Source organism: Comamonas sp. C24C, from assembly GCF_053345995.1.
In genome coordinates this window covers 504,384-526,268 of sequence record NZ_JBKFBC010000001.1, presented here as the reverse complement: position 1 = coordinate 526,268, position 21,885 = coordinate 504,384, and the positions used below count along the sequence as shown (strand labels likewise).

17 protein-coding genes are annotated in these 21,885 nt (G+C 64.3%); 8 read left to right on the top strand and 9 right to left on the bottom strand.

Annotated elements, in window-relative coordinates:
* The first annotated feature begins 55 nt into the window (after positions 1–55).
* Both ACLBXN_RS02395 and ACLBXN_RS02390 read left to right on the top strand, forming a co-directional pair.
* Complete coding sequence (locus ACLBXN_RS02395) at positions 56–1,126, top strand: sensor histidine kinase (protein WP_211457611.1); 1,071 nt, start codon at positions 56–58, stop codon at positions 1,124–1,126.
* Positions 1,107–1,844 carry a LytTR family DNA-binding domain-containing protein gene (locus ACLBXN_RS02390; RefSeq protein ID WP_343676192.1) on the top strand — a complete coding sequence of 246 codons (738 nt, stop codon included), beginning with the start codon at positions 1,107–1,109 and terminating at the stop codon, positions 1,842–1,844. The genes ACLBXN_RS02395 and ACLBXN_RS02390 overlap by 20 nt, the downstream gene beginning before the upstream one ends.
* Before the next feature lie 48 nt (positions 1,845–1,892).
* Here ACLBXN_RS02390 and ACLBXN_RS02385 read toward each other — a convergent pair whose 3' ends face one another.
* The 5 genes from ACLBXN_RS02385 to polA all read right to left on the bottom strand — a co-directional run bounded on the left by ACLBXN_RS02385 (position 1,893) and on the right by polA (position 8,018).
* Positions 1,893–2,852: a ZIP family metal transporter gene (locus tag ACLBXN_RS02385; RefSeq protein WP_447610998.1), complete on the bottom strand. Its 960-nt coding sequence runs from the start codon at positions 2,850–2,852 to the stop codon at positions 1,893–1,895.
* Positions 2,853–3,052: 200 nt separating this feature from the next.
* Positions 3,053–3,958: a dienelactone hydrolase family protein gene (locus ACLBXN_RS02380; RefSeq protein WP_407715222.1), complete on the bottom strand. Its 906-nt coding sequence runs from the start codon at positions 3,956–3,958 to the stop codon at positions 3,053–3,055.
* A gap of 92 nt (positions 3,959–4,050) precedes the next feature.
* On the bottom strand, positions 4,051–4,362 hold the full coding sequence (locus ACLBXN_RS02375) for an AzlD domain-containing protein (protein ID WP_003076747.1): 312 nt from the start codon (positions 4,360–4,362) through the stop codon (positions 4,051–4,053).
* The gene (locus ACLBXN_RS02370; protein WP_167005884.1) at positions 4,359–5,021 is read right to left on the bottom strand and encodes an AzlC family ABC transporter permease; all 663 of its coding nucleotides are present in this window, start codon (positions 5,019–5,021) and stop codon (positions 4,359–4,361) included. The genes ACLBXN_RS02375 and ACLBXN_RS02370 overlap by 4 nt, the downstream gene beginning before the upstream one ends.
* Before the next feature lie 183 nt (positions 5,022–5,204).
* Complete coding sequence (gene polA, locus ACLBXN_RS02365; RefSeq protein ID WP_447610997.1) at positions 5,205–8,018, bottom strand: DNA polymerase I; 2,814 nt, start codon at positions 8,016–8,018, stop codon at positions 5,205–5,207.
* Between the two features lie 98 nt (positions 8,019–8,116).
* On the opposite strand from polA, the gene ACLBXN_RS02360 reads away from it, so the two are divergent.
* From ACLBXN_RS02360 to ACLBXN_RS02345, 4 genes are all read left to right on the top strand, one after another.
* Positions 8,117–8,479, top strand: coding sequence for a hypothetical protein (locus ACLBXN_RS02360; RefSeq protein ID WP_043006431.1), 363 nt, complete (start codon positions 8,117–8,119; stop codon positions 8,477–8,479).
* 118 nt (positions 8,480–8,597) lie between these two features.
* Positions 8,598–9,554, top strand: coding sequence for a homoserine kinase (locus ACLBXN_RS02355; RefSeq protein ID WP_447610996.1), 957 nt, complete (start codon positions 8,598–8,600; stop codon positions 9,552–9,554).
* Between the two features lie 121 nt (positions 9,555–9,675).
* Positions 9,676–10,494, top strand: a complete 819-nt coding sequence (locus ACLBXN_RS02350; protein ID WP_167005897.1) for a BPSS1780 family membrane protein — start codon at positions 9,676–9,678, stop codon at positions 10,492–10,494.
* Between the two features lie 247 nt (positions 10,495–10,741).
* Complete coding sequence (locus tag ACLBXN_RS02345) at positions 10,742–12,748, top strand: PhoX family protein (protein WP_003058179.1); 2,007 nt, start codon at positions 10,742–10,744, stop codon at positions 12,746–12,748.
* Positions 12,749–12,831: 83 nt separating this feature from the next.
* On the opposite strand, the gene ACLBXN_RS02340 is transcribed toward ACLBXN_RS02345, so the two are convergent.
* The 4 genes from ACLBXN_RS02340 to ACLBXN_RS02325 all read right to left on the bottom strand — a co-directional run bounded on the left by ACLBXN_RS02340 (position 12,832) and on the right by ACLBXN_RS02325 (position 19,880).
* The gene (locus tag ACLBXN_RS02340) at positions 12,832–15,315 is read right to left on the bottom strand and encodes a UvrD-helicase domain-containing protein (protein WP_447610995.1); all 2,484 of its coding nucleotides are present in this window, start codon (positions 15,313–15,315) and stop codon (positions 12,832–12,834) included.
* Between the two features lie 181 nt (positions 15,316–15,496).
* Positions 15,497–17,077: a DHA2 family efflux MFS transporter permease subunit gene (locus tag ACLBXN_RS02335; RefSeq protein WP_054073547.1), complete on the bottom strand. Its 1,581-nt coding sequence runs from the start codon at positions 17,075–17,077 to the stop codon at positions 15,497–15,499.
* Positions 17,078–17,084: 7 nt separating this feature from the next.
* Positions 17,085–18,257 (bottom strand): HlyD family efflux transporter periplasmic adaptor subunit, encoded by a 1,173-nt coding sequence (locus ACLBXN_RS02330; protein WP_447610994.1) that lies wholly within the window; start codon positions 18,255–18,257, stop codon positions 17,085–17,087.
* Positions 18,258–18,383: 126 nt separating this feature from the next.
* Complete coding sequence (locus ACLBXN_RS02325; RefSeq protein ID WP_447610993.1) at positions 18,384–19,880, bottom strand: efflux transporter outer membrane subunit; 1,497 nt, start codon at positions 19,878–19,880, stop codon at positions 18,384–18,386.
* Between the two features lie 106 nt (positions 19,881–19,986).
* Here ACLBXN_RS02325 and ACLBXN_RS02320 point away from each other — a divergent pair, with 106 nt between their 5' ends.
* Both ACLBXN_RS02320 and ACLBXN_RS02315 read left to right on the top strand, forming a co-directional pair.
* A complete protein-coding gene (locus tag ACLBXN_RS02320; RefSeq protein WP_447610992.1) occupies positions 19,987–20,619 on the top strand; it encodes a TetR/AcrR family transcriptional regulator in 633 nt (210 codons plus the stop codon).
* Positions 20,620–20,832: 213 nt separating this feature from the next.
* On the top strand, positions 20,833–21,810 hold the full coding sequence (locus tag ACLBXN_RS02315; protein ID WP_043006439.1) for a GMP reductase: 978 nt from the start codon (positions 20,833–20,835) through the stop codon (positions 21,808–21,810).
* Positions 21,811–21,885: the final 75 nt, after the last annotated feature.

Genomic DNA, 21,885 nt, shown 5'->3' with positions numbered 1-21,885 from the left:
CATTTTCAGCTCGCTCCAGTCTGCATCCCAAACACCGTCCTGCTCCAGACCGCCCGTGCCCATCTCACCGCTCATCGCTGCCACACCAGCCTCGGCCCGCCCGGTCCTGGTGTTCGACGCCTGCAATGCCGGCGTGGTGCTGCGCGCCGTGCTGTTTGTACAGGTGGTGGTGGGCACAGCGGCCATCTATGGTGCGGACTCGCTCTGGGAGTGGTTTACCAGCGCTGCTCTGCTCACCGGTGCCTGCCTGCCAGGCACCCTGGTCTGGCTGATCGCCGCCTGCAGCCTCAAGCACCAGTTGCAGCGTCTGGACACGCGCGGCCAATATCTGGCCGGCGTGCTGCTGGGCGCGCTCGCAGGGCTTTATGCCTGCGGCATGCTGTTCTTCATCGGCATCGACAAAGCCCCCTGGCTGGCCAGTGCCGTCACGGGAGGCCTGCTGGCCGCGCTGCTCGTGACGGCGCTGGTGCTGCGCGCGCGCGGCAACACGCCTGCGCAGACTCAGGCCCGTCTCACCGAGCTGCAGTCACGCATCAGACCGCACTTTCTGTTCAACACCCTCAACAGCGCGATTGCGCTGGTGCGCGCCGAGCCGGCCAAGGCCGAAGCCTTGCTTGAGGATCTCAGCGATCTGTTTCGCTATGCGTTGGCCGAACCCCATCTGACCACCACGCTGGCACAGGAGATAGAGCTGGCCCAGCGCTATCTGTCCATAGAGCAGGTACGCTTTGGCGAGCGCCTGCAGATGCAGTGGCAGCTCGATGAAAGCGTGCATGGAGCGCTGCTGCCGCCGCTGCTGCTGCAGCCGCTGGTGGAGAACGCCATCCGCCATGGGGTGGAGCCCAATGCGCGCGGCGGCAAGCTGCAGGTACGCACCGAAAGGCGCGGCAACGAAGCGCTGATCCAGATCATCAACACCTTGCCGCCGGCCAGTGCCGAGCATCAAAGCACCGGCCATGGCATGGCCCTGGACAACGTCAGGGCCAGGCTGTCGCTGCTGCATGACCTGCAAGGCAGTTTCAGCGCCAAGGTGCGCGACGGGCTGTATGTGGTGCGCCTGAGCGTGCCTTTGCAGCAGAGCGCACCAAAACCGGGAGAATCCCGTCATGCACATTCTGATCGTTGATGACGAAGCTCTGGCTCGCGCCAGACTGCGCACTCTGCTCGGCGACTGCGCACATGGCCCCCACCATATTCAGGAAGCCGCCGATGCCGACCAGGCCCTGCTGATGCTGCAGGCCGCACAGCCCGCCCCCGTCCAGCTGGTGCTGCTGGACATCCACATGCCCGGCCACAACGGGCTGCAGCTGGCAGCGTCCCTGGCGGAATTGGCCAACCCGCCCGCCATCGTGTTCGTGACGGCGCACGCCAGCCATGCGGTACAGGCTTTCGAGCTGGATGCCGTGGACTATCTGACCAAGCCCGTACGCCTGGAACGCCTGCAGCAATCGCTGCAGAAGGCAGAACGTGCGCTGAGCACGCGCAGCGTCGTGGACAGCGGCCCCGTGCTGCTGATTCAGGAGCGCGGCGGCACGCTGCGGCTGCCGCTGTCCGAAGTGCGTTTTCTCAAGGCCGAGCAGAAATACATCACCGTGCGCACCGTGCAGCGCAACTACATCCTCGACGGAGCGCTGGCCGATCTCGAAACCCGCCATGGCGAGCATCTGCTGCGCATACACCGCAACGCCCTGGTGCTGCGTGCGGCCTTGCGCGGCCTCGAAAAATATGACGACCCGCAGGAAGGCGAAGGCTGGGGCCTGCGCCTGCAGGGCGTGAGCGAGCTGCTGCCGGTCTCGCGCCGCCAGCTGGCGGCGGTCAAGACCGAACTGAAAGATATTTCCTGAATGAAAAAACCGGCTGAAAGCCGGTTTTTTTGTCGACTGCAGTTGCAATCAATGTTCGTGCTTGTGCGCCGCTTCATGGGCAGCCGCTGGCGCGGGGGCGGGCTCGTGCGAATGCCCGACCTCGGCGCCATGATCGTGCTCATGCTCGTGTCCATGGTTGTGCGCCGCACCGCTCATCACCGTCACGATGACGATGCCCAGCAGCAGCCAGAAGACCTGGGCTGCGGTTTCCTTGGCGCTCAGGCGCTTTTGCAGCTGGGGAATCAGGTCGGCCAGCGCCACATAGATGAAGCTGCTCGACGCAACGACCAGGAAATACGGCAGCAGCTCGTGCAGCTGACCGATCAGGAAATAGCCGGCCACCCCACCCAGCGTGGTCACGGCTCCCGCCATGGACACCTTGATCAGCGCCACGCGGCGATTGCTGCTGGACTGGCGCAGCACCACGATATCGCCCATGTGGTGAGGCACCTCGTGCGCCAGCACCGACAGTGCAGCAATCAGGCCCAGGCGGATATCGGCCATGAAGGCCGATGCAATCAGCACGCCATCGCCAAAGCAATGCACGCTGTCGCCCGTCAGAATCGCCCAGCCGCCCTTGCCATGGCTGTGACCATGCGCGTGCTCGCCATGGTCATGGTGGGCGTGACCATGCTGATGGTCGTGGCCATGACTGTGAGCATGGTGCACGGCAACAGGCTGGTGGGAGTCGCCATGCGAATGCTCATGGCCGTGGTGCCAGAGTTCGGCCTTGGACAGCAGAAAGAAAAACACCAGCCCGATCAGCAGCACCACGAACAGATCATGGGACTTGCCGTGGCTCTCGAACGCTTCGGGCAGCAAATGCATGAAGGCTGTGGCGAGCAAGGCTCCCGCAGCCAGGCTCAGCAGACGCTGGGGCATCAGCCCTGGCGTGCGTCCCCCTCCCAGACTCATCAACAACGCGGCCACCCAGACACTGCCGATACCAGCAGCCAGGGTGGCCAGAATAATTGCTACCAATGTCATAGCTTTATATGGCTTAACCGCAACCTTTTACAGGCGAATCTTGAGGATTTTCGCAGAATGCGCCGCCCGACGCGGCCCGCCTGCGACTATCCCCATACCGTCAGCCCCGGATGCGCATGACATGCATGGCACACCGGGACTTCTTTCACCTTAGCAAAGCTGTCAAGCCCCCCGGGCCGAAAATTTCAGCGTATGAGACATCAAGCCACGCCATGCTGGTTGAACCAGGTCAGCATGCGGGTCCAGCCGTCCTGCGCGGCCTGCTCGCGGTAGCTGGGGCGGTAGTCGGCATGAAAGGCATGGGGCGCCTCGGGGAAGATCACGAACTCCGAGGCCCTGGCCGCCGCAGAGCCGGTCTTGAGCGCGGCCTTCATGGCTTCGACCGACTCCAGCGGAATGCCCGTGTCCTTGCCGCCGTACAGGCCCAGCACCGGCGCCTTGAGCTGCCCCACCAGATCCAGCGGATAGCTGGGCTGCAAATCGTTCTTGTTGCCCTGCAGACGCCCGTACCAGGCCACGCCGGCCTTGAGCGGGGCATGTGCTGCATACAGCCAGGTGATGCGCCCGCCCCAGCAAAAGCCGGTGATGGCCAGCTTCTTGACGTCGCCGCCCTGAGTGCCTGCCCATTGCACGGCAGCGTCCAGATCGCCCATGGCCTGGGCATCGGGCACCTTGGCGATCACCTCGCTCATGAGCTTGGCCATCTCGGCATAGGCCATGGGATCGCCCTGGCGCACGAACAGGTCGGGCGCTATCGCCAGATAGCCGGCACGAGCGAGGCGGCGGCAGGTATCGGCAATGTATTCATGCACGCCGAAGATTTCGGAGATCACCAGCACCACGGGCAGATTCTGTTTGCCCGCAGGCATGGCCCGGTAGGCCGGCAGCTTGAAGCCTTTGACATCGATGCTGACCTCGCCTGCCGTCAGGCCGTCGACCGGGGTCTTGATGGCCGTCTGAGCCATGACCGGGCCCGCGGCGCAGGCATAGCCCACGCCCAGGCCGGCCCCAAGGGCTGCGCGCAAGGCCGTGCGGCGGCTGGGCTGCGCATCGGCGCGCGCGCCGAGCAGCCCCTGCATATCCTGAGCGATGTCTTCGTACTTCATGGATCCTCCTTGGGTTGATGGAATTTCAGAACGTGTTGACGATCTCGAGCCTGGCTAGCCATGCAGTCTAAGGCCAGTGCGTTGCAGGCACCTCAGGCCAGCCAGCGCAGCAGCGCCGCAGCCACGGCCCCCAGAATCACCACCAGCAAGAATGGTGCCCGCAGCCATAGGGCCAGCGCCGCCACCAGCAAGGCGCCCAGGCGCGCATCCAGGCTGATGCGCGTACCGCTGGCCAGGGTGTTCATCACCGTCAGCGAAGCCAGCAACGCCACCGTCAGACAGGCCGCGATCTGGGCCATGCGCGGGCTGCGCATCCAGCGCTCGGGCAGGCTGTAGCCCAGCAGCTTGGTCACAAAAGCCAGCGCGCAGGCCAGCAAAATCCATTGCCACAGGGACAGCGTCATTGCTCGGCCTCCGAAGGGCGCACCCAGCCCCAGAAAGCGCCCAGGGCTGCGGCCAGCAGAATCGGCACGCCTGCGGGCACCCAGGGTATGGCCAGGGCCGTGACCAGCCCGCAGCCCAGCGCCAACGCCACAGGCTCGCGCGCATTCAGGCGCGGCCAGAGCAGACCGAGAAAGGCCGCCACGGCAGCCCCGTCGAGACCGAAGCGGCGCGTGTCGCCCAGCGCGTTGCCCATCAGCGCGCCCAGCAAGGTGAACAGATTCCAGAGCAGGAACACGCCCGCCCCGGCGACCCAGAAACCGCGCCGCTGCTCGGCCAGTTCCTCCTGGCCCGAGGCCGTGGCCGCAGATTCGTCGATCGTCCAATGCGCCGCCAGCCAGCGCTGCAGCCCCTGGACGCCCAGCAGACGACTCATCTGCATGCCGTAGATGGCATTGCGCACGCCCAGCAGCGAGGCCGCGCTCACGGCCGCCATGCCGCTGCCACCGCCCGCCACCACGCCGATGAAGGCGAACTGCGAACCGCCCGTGAACATCAGCGCGCTCAGCGCCATGGTCTGCCAGAGGTTGAGGCCGGCCGCCACGGACAGCGCGCCGAAGGAGATGCCGTACAGCCCCGTCGCCACCGAAATCGACAACCCCATGCGTACGGCGGGCGTCATTGCAAAGCCTTTGAACAAGATATTTCCCGCAACAACCTAGAACAATTCAGGAGCTGGCAGCGCTTGTAAACAAAGCACTTCAGGTCGAAAACAACCTGAAGTGCTTTTTCAGAAAGCGCAAGCAGCTCTCTTTTTTAAGGAGCCACCCCGACAAGACCTGGGCGCCCCCGGGACGAAAGCGTATCAATGCGCCTTTTCCCAGCTGCTGCCAAAGCCGATCTCGGCCAGCAGCGGCACGGACAGATCGGCCACGCCAGCCATGATGGCAGGGATCTCGGCCTGCACCCATTCCCTGGCGGCTTCGGGCAGCTCGAACACCAGTTCGTCGTGCACCTGCATGATGACCAGCACCTCAGGCTTTTCGGCATCCAGCCTGGCCTGCACGGCCACCATGGCCTTCTTGATCAGATCGGCCGCCGTGCCCTGCATGGGGGCATTGATGGCCGCGCGTTCGGCCGCTTTCTTGCGCGGGCCGTTGCCGCCATTGATCTCGGGCAGCACCAGGCGGCGACCGAACACGGTCTCCACATAGCCCTGGGCGTGGGCCAGCTCCACGGTCTGGTCCATATAGCGCTTCACGCCGGGATAGCGCTGGAAGTATTTGTCGATATAGGCGGCCGCAGCCTTGGTTTCGATGCCCAGGTTCTTGGCCAGGCCGAAGCTGCTCATGCCGTAGATCAGGCCGAAGTTGATCACCTTGGCATAGCGGCGCTGCTCGCTGCTGACCTCGTCCACACTCACACCGAAGACTTCGGCGGCCGTGGCGCGGTGCACGTCCAGGCCGTTCTTGAAGGCGCTCAGCAAGGCTTCGTCGCCCGACAGATGGGCCATGATGCGCAGTTCGATCTGCGAATAGTCGGCGCTGGCAATCAGCTTGCCTTCGGGGGCCACAAAGGCTTCGCGCACGCGGCGGCCTTCGGGCGTGCGCACGGGAATGTTCTGCAGATTGGGGTCGTTGCTGGACAGACGCCCCGTCACTGCCACAGCCTGGGCGTAGTGGGTGTGCACGCGGCCGTCGCTGGGCAAGGCCATCTGCGCCAGCTTGTCGGTGTAGGTTCCCTTGAGCTTGGACAGCGAGCGGTGCTCGAGCAGCTTGGCGGGCAGCGGATAGTCCTCGGCCAGCTTTTCCAGCACTTCCTCGTCCGTGCTGCGCGCGCCGGTGGCGGTCTTCTTCACGACGGGCATGCCCAGCTTGTCGAAGAAGATCTCGCCCAACTGCTTGGGCGAGGACAGATTGAAGGGCTGGCCCGCAATCTCGTAAGCCTCTTCCTCGAGCTTCAAGATGCGTGCGCCCAGATCATTGCTCTGACGTGCCAGCTCACCCGCGTCGATGCTCACGCCATTGCGCTCGATGCGAAACAGCGCTTCGCTGGTCTGCATTTCCAGCTCGTAGATATGCAGCAGCCCGGCATGTGCCTGGATGCGCGGCCACAAGGTGTTGTGCACGTCCAGCGTCTGGTCGGAGTCCTCGCAGCTGTACGCTGCGGCCTTGTCCACGGGCACCTGGGCAAACGGAATCTGGCTCTTGCCCTTGCCGCACAGGTCTTCGTAGCTGATGCCGCTGCGATTCACATGGCGCAGCGCCAGGCTGGTCAGGTTGTGCGGGCGGTCGGCTTCGAGCACATAGGACTGCAGCATGGTGTCGTGCGCATAGCCGCGCACGGTGATGCCGTGGTTGGCAAACACATGCTGGTCGTATTTGACATGCTGGCCCAGCTTCTTTCTGGACGCATCCTCGAGCCAGGGCTTGAGCCTGGCCAGCACCTTGTCCAGATCGAGCTGCTCGGGCACGTCCATGCCTTCGTGACGCAGCGGAATATAGGCGGCCTCGCCCACCGCCACGCTGAAGGAGATGCCGACGATGCGGGCCACCATCTCGTCCAGCGAATCGGTCTCGGTATCCAGCGCCGTCAGCTCGGCGGCCTCGATCTTGGCCAGCCATTCATCGAGCTGCGCCTCGCTCAGAATGGTGGTGTAGAGCACATCGCGCTGCTGGGCCACAACGGCCACCTCGGTGGCCGCTGCGTCATCGGCATCGAACAGGCCGCCCTGGGCACTGTCGACCTTGGCGGCCTTGCCTGGCTTGGCCGCCTTGGTGTCGGCCGCTGCAGCGCCCAGGGTGCGCACCAGGCCCTTGAAGCCGTATTTCTCGTAGAACGGCGCGAGTGCGGCGCTATCGGGCTCGGCCAGCGTGACGGCATCGAGCTGGGGCAGACCGCCGATGTAGGCGGACAGATCGCAGTCGGTCTTCATGGTCACCAGCTGGCGGCTCAGCGCCAGCTGGCCGCTGGCAATCGCATCGCGCAGGTTCTGGCCTGCGACGCCCTTGATGCCTGCCGCGTTGGCAATCAGATTGTCCAGCGTGCCGAACTCCTCCAGCCATTTGGCGGCGGTCTTGGGTCCGACCTTGGTCACGCCGGGCACGTTGTCCACGGTGTCGCCCACCAGGGCCTGGTAGTCGATCATCAGCGCCGGCGGCACGCCGAACTCGGCCGTCACGCCGGCCACGTCGCGCTTCTTGCCGTTCATGGTGTCGATGATGGTCACATGCTCGTTGACCAACTGGCTCAAGTCCTTGTCGCCGCTGGAGACGATGACCTGTATGCCCTGAGCCGCGGCGGTCTGCGCCAGCGTCGCGATCACGTCGTCGGCTTCCACGCCGGGCACGGCAACCACCTTCCAGCCCAGCATGGCCACCACCTCGTGGATGGGCTCGATCTGGCTGCGCAGATCGTCGGGCATGGGCGAGCGCGTGGCCTTGTACTCGGTGTACATCTCGTCGCGGAAGGTCGGCCCCGAGGCATCGAACACGCAGACGGCGTAATCGGCCTGCACGTCCTTCCTCAGCGCCTGCATCATGTTCACCATGCCGCGGATGGCACCCGTGGCCGGGCTGGCCGGGTCGCCGGGAATCGCCCTCAGATCGGGCATGGCATGGTAGGCGCGGTAGAGGTAGCTGGAGCCGTCCACCAGCACCAGGGTCTTGGAATTGCTCATACCCCGGATTGTGCACGCGAGCCCGGCTCCGCCGGTCCGCAGACCCGAGACGGATAGCGCCTGGTGGGACAATTCGAAGTCGCCCTACAATCCACACTATGCGCGCTGCACCACTTTTCATCATCCTGAGCCTGGCCGCCGGATCCGTTCTGGCCCAGTCCCCCACCCCTGCGCCGGCCGATGCCGCAGTCGCTCCTGCGCCCCAGGGCCAGCAGGACAATGCGGCGGCGACCGGCAAGCACAACCAGCGGATCGAACATATCCGCGTGGAGGACGCCGGCAGCCGTGTCGATGAAACCCGCGTGGGCGGCCAGACCCAGAGCATCACCGTGCAACCCAAGGTAGGCTCCATGCCCGAGTACGAGGTGCAGTCCAACGACGGCGCCCGCGCAGCCCGCAACCGCGACAGCAACAGCGGCGACACCACAGGCACCCGCGTCTGGAATTTCCTCAAGTTCTGAAGCGCGGCGCGCTTTTCCCCCATTCATGACAGGGCAGTGCTTCAAAGCACTGCCCTGTTGCATATAGACACCTTCTCCCTGCTAGTTCGGTCGGTCGCCCCAGACCGGCGTATTCACCATGGCTGTTTTCACCGAAGTTTCCGATAAAGATGCGCGCGACCTGCTGCGCCGCATGTCCCTAGGCTCGTTCAAGGAATTGCGCGGCATTCAAGGCGGCATCGAAAACACCAACTACTTTCTGACGACCGACCAGGGTGAGTGGGTGCTTACACTGTTCGAGCGCCTGAGCGCCGAACAGCTGCCGTTCTATCTGTACCTGATGAAGCATCTGGCACGGGCCGGCATTCCCGTGCCGGACCCGCAAAGCGAGACTCGCAGCGGCGACATTCTGCTCAAGGTCTGCGGCAAGCCTGCGTCCATCGTCAACCGCCTGGCCGGCAAGAGCCAGCTGGCCCCGGCTGCCGTGCACTGCGCGGCCGTGGGCGACATGCTGGCGCGCATGCATCTGGCCGGTCAGGACTACGACCGCCAGCAGCCCAATCTGCGCGGCCTGCCCTGGTGGAATGAAACCGTGCCCGTGGTCCTGCCGCATCTGGACGAGGAAACCGCCGCCATGTTGCGCAGCGAGCTGGCCTACCAGAACCATGTCGCCGCCTCGGCCAGCTATGCGGCCCTGCCACGCGGCCCCGTCCATGCCGATCTGTTCCGCGACAACGTGATGTTCGACGGCGACCGGCTCACCGGTTTCTTCGACTTCTATTTCGCGGGCGTGGACACCTGGCTCTTCGATCTGGCGGTCTGCCTCAACGATTGGTGTATCGATCACGCAACAGGTGCCCATGATGCCGAGCGCGCCAAGGCCATGCTTGCGGCCTACCAGGCCGTGCGCCCTCTGGCCGCAGCCGAGCGCGAACTGCTCAACGCCCAGCTGCGTGCCGGCGCCCTGCGTTTCTGGATCTCCCGCCTCTGGGACTTCCATCTGCCGCGTGAGGCCGCTCTGCTGCAGCCCCACGACCCCACCCACTTCGAGCGCGTGCTGAGCCAGCGCATCGCCCATCCGTTGACGCTGGACTGAGCGCCAGCCCGGCGCCAAGAAGTTGGGTGCCCCGGGGCTTTTGATGGCCCCGCCCAGCCGTCTCGGGTACAGTGCAAGAGCGACTTTTGCACGCTCTCGCAAAAGTATTTCAGCCTCTTCCATGAAACTTCAAATCGTTCCACCCGGCACCGGTCTGCAATGGGTGCTGCAGGGCCTGCGCACTTTCAGAAGCCAGCCCCTGGCCCTGGCCGCCCTGTTCTTTCTGGGCATGGCCAGCATGTCGCTGATCTCGGCCCTGCCGCTGATCGGCCCCGTCATCGCGCTGGCACTGCTGCCCTGCATTTCGCTGAGCATGATGGTCGCGGCCTCCGAAGCCGCCCACGGCCGCAAGCCCACACCGGCGCTGCTGCTGGTGTCTTTTCGCTCAGGCAGCCAGCACCTGCACTCCATGCTGATCCTGGGCGGCCTCTATGCCGCCGGCTTTCTGCTCATCATCGGTGCCTCCAGCCTGGTCGATGGCGGCACGTTCGCCAGTGTCTACCTGGGCCAGACCCCCATGACCCGCGAACTCGCCGAGGAGCCCGAGTTCCAGTCCGCCATGTGGCTGAGCATGTTTCTCTACCTGCCGCTGTCGCTGGCCTTCTGGCATGCACCGGCGCTCATTCACTGGCATGGCATCAGCCCCGTCAAATCGCTGTTCTTCAGCTTTGTCGGCTGCATTCGCAATATCGGTGCCTATCTGGTGTTCGGTGTCTGCTGGATCGGCGTGTTCATCGTCTCCGGCATGGCACTGGCCATCGTCACCGGCATTCTGGCCATGCTCATCGGCAGCATTGCCGGGGGTCTGATGGTGGCAACGGCCTTGATGCTGGCTGCCATCTTTTTTACCTCCATCGTGTTTACCTTCCGTGACAGCTTCAGCCCTCCCGACGCCGAGCAGACGCTGATCGACAACGCACCGCCCGCACCGGATTTGTAAGCGCCAGCGGCAGACCGCAGCAGCCCCGCCCTCCCAGGTCGGGGCTTTTTTTATGGGCCGCACGCCGGTCCGCGCCCGACAGCAGCGCAAACCATCATTCATGCCGGTGTCATCAAGCAGCCACGCCGCTGTCATATTCGTTTCCTAGGATTCGCAGGACTGAACAGGACATGCATCTCATGTCCTGGCATTCATCCAATTCAGCGCGGCCCCAAGTCTGCGCTTCACCCCACACTGCGAAACTCTCATGGCACAAAATCTGCTCAGCCGTCGTAAGGCCCTGCAACTCTTTTCCGGCGCTCCCCTGCTCCCCCTGGGTTCGGTCGTGTCCGCATCCAGCCTGCTGGCCGCATGTGGTGGTGGCGATGACGACACCCCGACAACGCCTACGACGCCTCCCGTCACCAAGAACTATGTCTCGGCCAGCTTCACTGCCATGGCTGCGCCTTCGCTGACCACGCCCGCCAATATGGCCACCATGTATGTGGCCTCCCAGCTCAAGGTCGCATTCGACGACAAGAGCGAGCAGGTCTACGACCTGGGCTACCAGCCCTTCTTCGTGACCGGCGACATGGTCTCCGACGGCAAGGGCGGCCAGCTGCTGGCGGGCGGCTACTACGACATCTACAACAACAAGATCATCGACAAGACCGTCTCCGGCAAGGAGCGCCACTTCTTCTCCGACTCGCCCGACGGCACCTCGCTGCTGACCGTGCCCAATGCCAAGGTCGACGGCGTCAAGGGCCAGCCCGTGTTTGCCGTGGTGCAGTTCGAATACACCACCTGGGCTCAGGACGGCACGACCGACATGTACGGCAAGCTGCCCTCGCCCATCGCCGTGCTGACGCTGGACCAGGACCAGACCACAGGCAAGCTGAGCCTGGTCAAGTACCACAATGTGGACACCTCCAAGGTCCACGGCCTGTGGATCACCTGCGGCGCCAGCCTGTCGCCCTGGGGCACCCATCTGTCCTCGGAAGAGTACGAGCCCGATGCCTTCAGCATCGCCAGCAACACCATGTTCCAGGCCTATAGCCAGAACCTCTACGGCGACTCCAGCAAGGCCAACCCCTACCACTACGGCCACATGCCCGAAGTGATCGTCAATGTCGACGGCACGGCCACCATCAAGAAGCACTTCTGCATGGGCCGCATCTCGCACGAGCTGGTGCAGGTCATGCCCGACCAGCGCACCGCGCTCATGGGTGACGACGCCACCAACAGCGGCTACTTCGTCTTCGTCGCCGACAAGGAAAAAGACCTGTCCTCGGGCACGCTGTACGCCGCCAAGGTCGGCGCGGGCTTCTCCATCGACCCCGCCGCCAAGAGCGCCGCGCCGCTGACCTGGATCAAGCTGGGCTCGGCCACCAGCGCCGAAATCGAAAACCTGGCCAACACGCTCAAGCCCACGGACATCATGACCGTGTCCAAGACCGACCCCAGCGACTCCAGCTACACCAAGATCGTGGCCAACGGCAAGACCGAGTGGATCAAGATCAACGCCGGCATGGACAAGGCCGCTGCCTTCCTCGAAACCCATCGCTATGCCGCCTTCAAGGGTGCCAGCCTGGGCTTCACCAAGATGGAAGGCACGACCGTCAACGCCAAGGACAAGATCGCCTACTCCGCACTGCAGAACGTGCAGTCCTCCATGGTGGCCGGCAATGCCGCCAACGTGGCAGGCAACGGCGTCTCGGTGCCCAAACAGCTGGTGGCCGGCGTCGTGATGGCGCTGAACCTCAAGGGCGGTCAGAAGGACACGACCGGCACCGCCATCAACAGCGAATGGATGCCCGTGGACACAGCTGCCCTGCTGGCTGGCGAGGATCTGCTGGACACCGACGGCAAGACCCTCAAGGGCGACGCCCTGGGCAACACCGCCAACCCCAACAAGATCGCCAACCCCGACAACCTCAAGTTCTCGGAAAAAATGCGCACCCTGTTCATCGGCGAGGACAGCAGCCAGCACGTCAACAACTTCATGTGGGCCTACAACGTGGACACCAAGCAGCTGTCGCGCGTGCTGTCCGTGCCCGCCGGCGGCGAATCCACGGGCCTGCATGCCGTGGACGAAATCAACGGCTGGACCTACATCATGAGCAACTTCCAGCACGCCGGTGACTGGGGCGGCATCCACGCCAACGTCAAGACCCAGCTGGATCCGCTGATCAAGGCCAACTACAAGGACAAGTTCGGCTCCGCCGTGGGCTACATCACGGCCTCGCCCGCCCAGATGAAGCTCAGCGCCAAGTAAGCGCCGCACCCGGGCCTCGAAAAAAAAGCCGCGCCTTGCAAAAGGCCGCGGCTTTTTTTCATGGGCCAGGGACCTCGGGCAACTCAGTCCACGATCGTCAGCTTGGCAATCGCCAGCGCCAGCCACTTGGTGCCATGGCGGCCGAAGCTGACCTGGGCACGTGCATCGTCCCCCGAGCCTTCCACCGCCAGCACCTTGCCTTCGCCGAACTTGTTGTGGAACACCGCGATACCGGCCTTGATGCCGTGCGCGGGCTCGGCCTTTTGCTGCGGCACGGGCGGGCTGGCAAAGACTTCGGTCTGCTTGCCGCCCCAGCCCGAGCCGGAGCCGAACTGTCCTGCGCCCCTGGATCCCCAGGCGCCGCCAGCGCCCGATGAAGGGGCGAAGCTGCCAAAGCCGCTCTGCCTGGGCGTGATCCACTTGAGCGCTTCCTCAGGCAGCTCGTCAAAGAAGCGACTCTTGACGTTGTAGCGCGTCTGGCCATGCAGCATGCGCGTCTGCGAATGGCTCAGATACAGGCGCTTGCGCGCACGCGTGATGGCCACATAGGCCAGGCGCCGTTCCTCCTCCAGACCGCCACGATCCATCATGGCGTTCTCGTGCGGGAACAGGCCTTCCTCCACACCGCCGATGAACACGGCATCGAACTCCAGGCCCTTGGAGGCATGCACGGTCATCAGCTGCACGGCATCCTGGCCGGCCTGGGCCTGGTTGTCGCCCGCCTCCAGCGCCGCATGCACCAGAAAGGCCTGCAGCGGCGACAGTGTCTCGCCGGTATCGGCATTGACCATGGAGGCCGCCGTACCGGCCGGCGCCCTGAGCGCCTCGTCCAGCAGCGGCTGATTCGGGTCCAGCCCCTGGCTGACGGGCGACTGGCTCAGCTGTGGCGCATTCTGCTGCTCGTCCAGCGGCATGGCCACGGCATCGCGGCCAAAGCCTTCCTGGGTCACAAAGCTCTCGGCAGCCGTGACCAGTTCCTGCAAGTTCTCGATGCGGTCCGCGCCTTCCTTCTCGTTGCGGTAATGCTCGATCAGGCCGCTTTGCTCTTCCACGGTCTCGATGATTTCACGCAGCGTGCGCCCTTGCGTCTGCTCACGCAGCACATCGATCTGTGCCACAAAGCCCTGCAGCTTGGTGCCTGCCGCGCCGCCCACGGCGGTGACGGCGTCGCTCAGCGAAGTGCCGCTGCTGCGCGCCGTGTCCTGCAGGACTTCGATCGTGCGCGCGCCGATACCGCGTGCGGGGAAGTTCACCACGCGCAGGAAACTGGTGTCGTCGTGCGGATTCTCCAGCAGGCGCAGATAGGCCAGGGCGTGCTTGATTTCGGCGCGCTCGAAAAAGCGCAGGCCGCCGTACACACGGTAGGGAATTTTGGAATTAAACAGCGCCGACTCGATCACCCGGCTTTGCGCATTGCTGCGGTAGAGCACGGCAATTTCCTGACGCGTGAAGCCGTCGTTTCTGACCAGCTGCTTGATCTCGTCGACCATCCACGCAGCCTCGGCCAGATCGCTGGGCGCTTCGTAGATACGCACCGGCTCGCCCGGACCCTGGCTGGTGCGCAGGTTCTTGCCAAGTCGGTTGCTGTTGTGGCTGATGAGGGCGTTGGCGCAGTCGAGGATGTTGCTGTAGCTGCGGTAGTTCTGCTCCAGCTTGATCTGGTTTTTGACGTCGAACTCGCGGATGAAGTCGGCCATATTGCCCACGCGCGCTCCGCGAAAGGCATAGATGCTCTGGTCGTCGTCACCCACGGCAATCACGCTGGCGGCCGACTCGTAGCGCCCGCCCACATCGTCGCCCGCCAGCTGCTTGAGCCACTGGTACTGCAGCTTGTTGGTGTCCTGGAACTCGTCCACCAGGATGTGCTGAAAGCGGCGCTGATAGTGGTGGCGCAGATGGGCATCGTCACGCAGCAGCTCGTAGCTGCGCAGCATCAGCTCGCCAAAATCGACCACGCCTTCGCGCTGGCACTGCTCTTCGTAGAGCTGGTACAGCTCCACTTTCTTGCGAGTGTCGGGGTCGGTCGCCACCACATCGCCAGGGCGCATGCCCTCTTCCTTGCAGCCCGCAATGAAGTACATCAGCTGCTTGGGCGGAAAGCGCTCGTCATCCACATTGAACTGTTTGCACAGGCGCTTGATGGCCGAGAGCTGGTCCTGCGTATCCAGAATCTGGAACGCCTGCGGCAGCTTGGCCGCCTGATAGTGGGCGCGCAGCAGTCGGTTGCACAAGCCGTGGAACGTGCCGATCCACATGCCGCGCACGTTGTAGGGCAGCATGGCCGACAGACGCGTGAGCATCTCCTTGGCGGCCTTGTTGGTGAAGGTCACGGCCATGATGGAGCCGGGCGTGGCCTGCCCGGTCTGCAACAGCCAGGCGATGCGCGTGGTCAGCACACGCGTCTTGCCCGAGCCGGCACCCGCCAGAATCAGCGCATGGCCCGCGGGCAGGGTCACCGCGGCCAGCTGCTCATCGTTGAGGCCGGTCAGCAGGGGCGAGTGAGAGGCGGGATTGGCGCCGGAATTTGCACCGTCTGGCGCGGAGTCAAGCAGGTCGATCGGGAACATAGCCCCCATTGTAGAAATGCTGGCGACTCCCTTCGACTTGCTGCTGCTTTCGTGGCTTCATGCTCCTGAAAGAAAAGCTGCTTGCGCTTGATAAATATGGTTCTCAGATACTTTCATATCTGAAACGCATAAATATCAAGCGCAAGCAGCTATCAATTCATTCAAACCACGGCACTCACACTCAGTGCCCGCCCGCGCCGGGCTCGACCGTGCGGCTCGGCCTCGGTGCCAGCCAGATCGCGCAGGCCGCGAGCACAAAGCCGCCCGCGATGATGAACATGATCTGGTTGGTGGCCAGCATCACGCTCTGGCTGGTGATGAGCTGATCGAGCGCCGACAGCGCCGCATCGGCACTCATGCCCGACTGCTGCAGCCCGTGCAGCACCTCGCCGCTGGCATCGCTCAAACCCACCAGATCCGCATGCTTGCGCGTCGTGCCGTTCTCCCAGGCCGTGTTGACCACGGAGACCGCGGCCGCGCCCGACAGGGTGCGCAGAAAGTTCATCAGGCCGGCGGCGTTGTCCATCTCCTGCGGCTCCACGCTGGCCAGCGCCAGCCCGGTGGTCGGTATGAAGAAGAACGGCAGACCCAGCCCCATGAACATCAGCGGCAGGGCGATGTCCCAATAGCCCATGTCCGTGGTCGCAAACGCACGCCAGCAGGTGATCACCCCCATCCAGAACACGCCGCCAAAGATCAGCCGACGCGGATCCACCCGGGCCGCCAGCCCCGCAGCGGCCGGCGCCACGAACAGCGCGAACAGCCCCGTCCAGGCCGTGACCAGACCCGCCAGCGTGGCCGTGTAGCCCATGAAGCTCTGCAGCCACAGCGGCGTGAGTACATTGACGGCAAAGAAGGCCGCAAATGCCAGACTGATGGTCAGCACGGCCATGGAAAAGCCGCGGTGTCTGAAAACGCGCAAATCCACGATCGGGTGCTCGGCATGCAGCTCCCAGATCATGAAGGCCGCAAAGCCCACCACGGCCACCGCAGCCAGCGCCACGATCATGGGCGAGGCAAACCAGTCCAGGTTCTTGCCTTCGTCCAGCATCAGCTGCAGCGAGCCCACCCAGACGATGAGCAGAATCAGGCCCACGGTGTCTATCGGGTTCTTGAGCAGCGGCTGCTCGTAGCGCCTGACCAGATGCCAGACCGCAAACGCGCAGACCAGGGCCACCGGGATGTTGATCAGAAAGATCCAGTGCCAGGTGTACTCGTCGCAGATCCAGCCGCCCACGATGGGGCCCAGCACGGGCGCGATCAGCGTGGTCATGGACCACAGGCCGATGGCCGCAGGCGCCATGCGCGGCGGGAAGATGCGCAACAGCAGCGACTGGGACAGCGGCATCAGCGGGCCACCGGCCAGACCCTGCAAGATACGCGCAAACACCAGCATGCCCAGCGAATTGGCCAGGCCGCACAGCAGCGATGCCAGGCCGAACAAGCCCATGGCCGTGGCAAACACGCGCACCGCGCCAAAGCGCGCTGCCAGCCAGCCGGTCAGCGGCACGGTGATGGCCTCGGCCACCGCGTAGCTGGTGATGACCCAGGTGCCCTGGCTGGTGGTCGCGCCCAGATTGCCGGCTATGCTGGGCACGGAGACATTGGCCACCGTCATGTCCAGCACGGCCATGAAATTGGCCGCAGCCAGCACCAGGGCCGCCAGCCACAGCGTGCCTCCCGTCAGCGGCACCATGCCGGCGGCCATGGGCACGGCAGGCGCATCGGCCGCTGCGGCCGCACTTGCGTTGTGATCGCTCATGAGGCACTCACTGCGCGGCTGTGGTCGCCACGCCGGCTGCGTCGGCAGGGCCGCTGCGGGTGTCCACCGTCACCTGCATGGACAGGCCCACGCGCAGCGGGTTCCTGACCAACTCGGCGGCATCCAGCTGAATGCGCACGGGCAGGCGCTGCACCACCTTGATCCAGTTGCCCGTGGCGTTCTGCGCGGGAATGGCCGCAAACGCCGAGCCGGAGCCGCCGCTGAAGCCCACCACAGTGCCGCTGTACTTCACATCGCTGCCGTACAGATCGGACTGCAGCTGCACGCGCTGGCCCACACGCACCTTGCCCAGCTGGCCCTCCTTGAAGTTGGCATCCACATAGATCCGCTGCACCGGCACCACCGTCATCAAGGGCGCACCGGCCTGCACGCGCTGACCGATCTGCACGCTGCGCTTGGCCACCACGCCATCGACGGGAGCGCGCACCGTGCTGCGATCCAGATCGACCTGAGCCTGATCGCGACGCGCCTGCGCCAGCTGCACCTCGGGATTGGTCTCTGCATCTGCACCCTCGATCAAGGTGGCGTTGACCTGCTTGGCACCAATGGCGGCTTCGCGGTTGGCCCTGGCCTGTGCCTGCGCGGCCACGGCCGATGCGAGCTGTGCCTTGGCTGCGGCAAAAGCGTTCTGCGCCTGCGTCAGCTCCTCGCCCGAGACCGAACCGCTCTTGGCCAGGGCCTGGCGGCGCTGCAAATCGATGGTGGCACGCTCCATATCGGCCTCGGCCGCCAGCAGCTGCGCGGCCGCGCGCTTTTCATCGGCCTCGCGGGCCGTCACCTGAGCCTTGAGGCCGCCATCATTGGCCACATAGCCCTTGACGCGGCGCATGGCGCGGGCCAGCTCGGCCTCGGCCTGGGCCAGTGCCAGCCTGGCGTCCGTGGGATCGATGCGCACCAGCACATCGCATTGCTTCACGGCCTGGGTGTCCCTGACCAGCACCTCCAGCACCGTGCCGCCTATGGACGGCGTGACCTGTGCCACCTCGGCCGCCGCATAGGCGTTGTCGGTGGAGACGAAGTGGGAGGCATGCAGCCACCAGTAAGCGCCGGCGGCCGCACCGGCAAGCAGCACCACGCCTGCCAGCCCGGCCAGCAGCCGGTTGCGGCGCTGTTCGCGCACGGCAGGGTTCGCGCTCACGGAAGAAGCGTTTTCAGTCATACAAAAACCTCGGAAATATTCATGGGAGTCACGCAAACAAGACTGCAATCACGGCCTGCCTGCTGAGGCAGTCGTCTTGCCCGAACCTGTTTTTGCGCAAGTCGTGATTCAGTTCTGGAAAGTGGCTCAGGCCTCTGGCACGGTCGCATCGGGGGCGCCGGCGGACTCGCTCCAGCCGCCGCCCAGTGCGCGGTGCAGACCGATATCGAGCGTCAGGGCACGCGACTGCACGTCGACCAGCTGGCGCACGCTGGCAAGCAGCTGGTCTTCCGCCGACAGCACATCGAGATAGCGTGCCAGCCCGCCCTCATAGCGGTTGCGCGCCACACGATGCGCCTCGGTCGCGGCCGTCACGGCCTGCTGCATGGCCGTCAGCTGCTGCTGCAGCGCCCGCTGGCTGACGGCGTTGTCCGCCACCTCCTGCAAGGCCCGATTCAGCGTGCTGCGGTATTGGGCCACGGCCTCGTCATAACGGGCACGCGCTGCCCCCAGTTGCGAGCGCAAGCGTCCGCCATTGAAGATCGGCAGGCTGACGGCCGGGCCCACGCTGGCAATGCCGGAGCCGCTTCGGGTCAGCATGTCCAGGCCCAGCGACTGCACGCCGACAAAGGCGCTGAGATTCACATCGGGATAGAACTCGGCCTGCTGCGACGCCACGCGCGACTCCAGCGCCTGTGCCTGCAGACGGGCGGCCACCACATCGGGGCGACGTCCCAGCAGATGCGCCGGCAACTGCTGCGGCAAGGCCCATTGCTGCTTCCACGGTGATTGCAGGCGCCCGGCATCGAGCACGATGGCCGCACCACGATCGGGAGCGGCTCCCATCAGCGCAGCAATGCTGTTGCGCTGCAAGGCGACCTGTTCCTGCATCTGTGCCAGTTCGGCCTGCGCAGCGGCCAGACGCGCCCTGGCGCTGTACACGCTGCCCTGGTTTTCAAGCCCGTTGGCATAGCGCTGCTCAAACAACTCGGCCGTGGTCCGGCGCACCTGCACCGATTGCTCAAGCGTCTGCACATTGGCGGCCAGGCGCAGCAACTGTGCGTAGGCCAGGGCCACATTGCTGGACAGCAAGAGACGCGCCTGGGCTGCATCGGCCTCGCGCGCTGCCAGCTCGCCGGCAGCGGCGGCCACTGCGGCGCGCTGCCTGCCCCACAAATCCAGCGACCAGCTCAGGTCCAGCGTGGCGCGGCCATAGTCATTCATGCCGCGCGGCGCGAAGGCCTCTGGCGTCAGATGGTTGTAGCTGAGCTTGTCCTCGCTGACCGAGGCGCGGGCAGAAAGCTGCGGCGCCGAAGCTGCTTCGCTCACACCCAGCATGGCCCTGGCCTGCTGCACGCGGGCTGCGGCGGCAGCCATATCGGGAGCGCCCTCCAGAGCCTCGGCGATCAGCTGATCGAGCTGTGCATCACCATAGCGCTGCCACCATTGCCGGGTGGGCCAGTCCATGGGCGGGGCATGGTTTGCAGCCTGCAGAGTCTCGGGCACGGGCTGCGCCAATACGGCCTTGCCCTCCCATTCCGGAACCTGGGCGCAGGCTGCCAGTAGCGCAGGCAACCCCAGAACCCACCAGCCATGGCGCCCACGCCGAGTCCTCAGCGGCGCGGCGGCTATGCATTGAGTCATGAAATACTTTAATAATGAACTGTACGGTACAGTATATATTTTCAGGATTCGAGATCGCAAGCGCTACACTGAAAGACATCACAACCGCCCCAGGACATTTCGCCCCATGCGCACCAAAACGGAAGAAAAGCGACAAGCCATCATTGACGTTGCAGCGGCCACCTTTGGCGAACTGGGCTTCGAGCGCACTTCCATGTCCGAGATCTGCACGCGGCTGGGCGGCTCCAAGGCCACGCTCTACAACTACTTTCCGTCCAAGGAAGCGCTGTTTCTGGAGGTGATGTTCCAGGCCTCCGAGGCCGACTTCCAGAACACCATGCTGGCGCTGCAGGCCAGCAATGACGATGCGGCGCAGACGCTGCGCAACTTTGGCCAGCGTTTCCTGGGCCTGCTGTACTCGCCGGAGGTGATGGCCGTGCGCCGCCTGCTGGTCTGCGAAGGCGGGCGCGCCAATATCGGCCAGCGCTGCTGGGACATGGGACCGGCGCGCGGCAATGCCGCCATCAATGCCTTCTTGCAGCAGGGCATCGAGCGTCGCCTGCTGCGCAACGCAGACACCGAGGCCATGCGCCATCACCTGCTGGCGTTGCTGGAGGCCGAGTTGCTGCCGCGCTTCATGTTCCAGCACCTGCCCGCCCCTTCTGCGCAGGAGATTGCCCTGTGCACCGAGCGTGCTGTGGATGCCTTCATGCGGGTCTATGGCACACCCGCTAAGACGCAGGACAAGGCCCCTCTATAAGAAAATCCTTATAACCCTCATAACGATGTCGGAACATACGATTTGCGCCGACGCCGTATAGAATCAATCACCGGGCCCAAGTTTTTTGAGGTCCGGTTTTTTTTGCCTGCTGCATGCCGGCACTGCCGAAAACCGGGCTCCAAGCCAAGCGCCTATCCTTGAAAATTGAGGTGGGTGAGATTCCCGCCGTGACCTTTTCCGGAGCTTGGAACCATGGAAATCTTCGACTACGACAACATTCTTCTGCTGCCCCGCATGTGCCGCGTGGAAAGCCGTTCGGAATGTGACACCAGCGTCATGCTGGGCAACCGCAGCTTCAAGCTGCCTGTGGTGCCCGCCAACATGAAGACGGTGGTGGACGAGAAGATCTGCACTTATCTGGCACAAAACGGTTTCTTCTATGTGATGCACCGTTTTGACATCGACAACGTGGCCTTCACCAAGGACATGCAGTCCAAGGGACTGTTTGCCTCGATCTCTCTGGGCGTCAAGCAGCCCGACTACGAAACGGTGGACCGTTTCGTGGCCGACGGCATCTGCCCCGAATACATCACCATCGACATTGCCCACGGCCATGCCGAGAGCGTGAAGAACATGATTGCCTACATCAAGGCCAAGATCCCTGCGGCCTTTGTGATTGCCGGCAACGTCGCCACGCCCGAAGCCGTGATCGACCTCGAAAACTGGGGTGCGGACGCCACCAAGGTCGGCGTGGGCCCCGGCAAGGTCTGCATCACCAAGCTCAAGACCGGCTTCGGCACGGGCGGCTGGCAGCTGTCGGCGCTCAAGTGGTGCGCCCGCGTGGCGACCAAGCCCATCATTGCCGACGGCGGCATCCGCAGCCACGGCGACATTGCCAAGAGCATCCGTTTCGGTGCCACCATGGTGATGATCGGCTCCCTGTTCGCAGGCCACGAAGAGTCGCCCGGCAAGACCGTGGAAGTGGACGGCCAGCTGTTCAAGGAATACTACGGCTCGGCCTCCGACTTCAACAAGGGCGAGTACAAGCATGTGGAAGGCAAGCGCATTCTGGAGCCCGTCAAGGGCCCGCTGATGAACACGCTGGTCGAGATGCAGCAGGACGTGCAGTCCTCCATCAGCTACGCAGGCGGCACCAAGCTCATGGACATCCGCAAGGTCAACTACGTCATCCTCGGCGGCGACAACGCCGGCGAGCATCTGCTGATGTAGGCCGTCAGGCGCGACTCACCAGCGCGAAGGTGAACCTCCAAAAAAAGCATCAAGGGCAGCTCAGGCTGCCCTTGT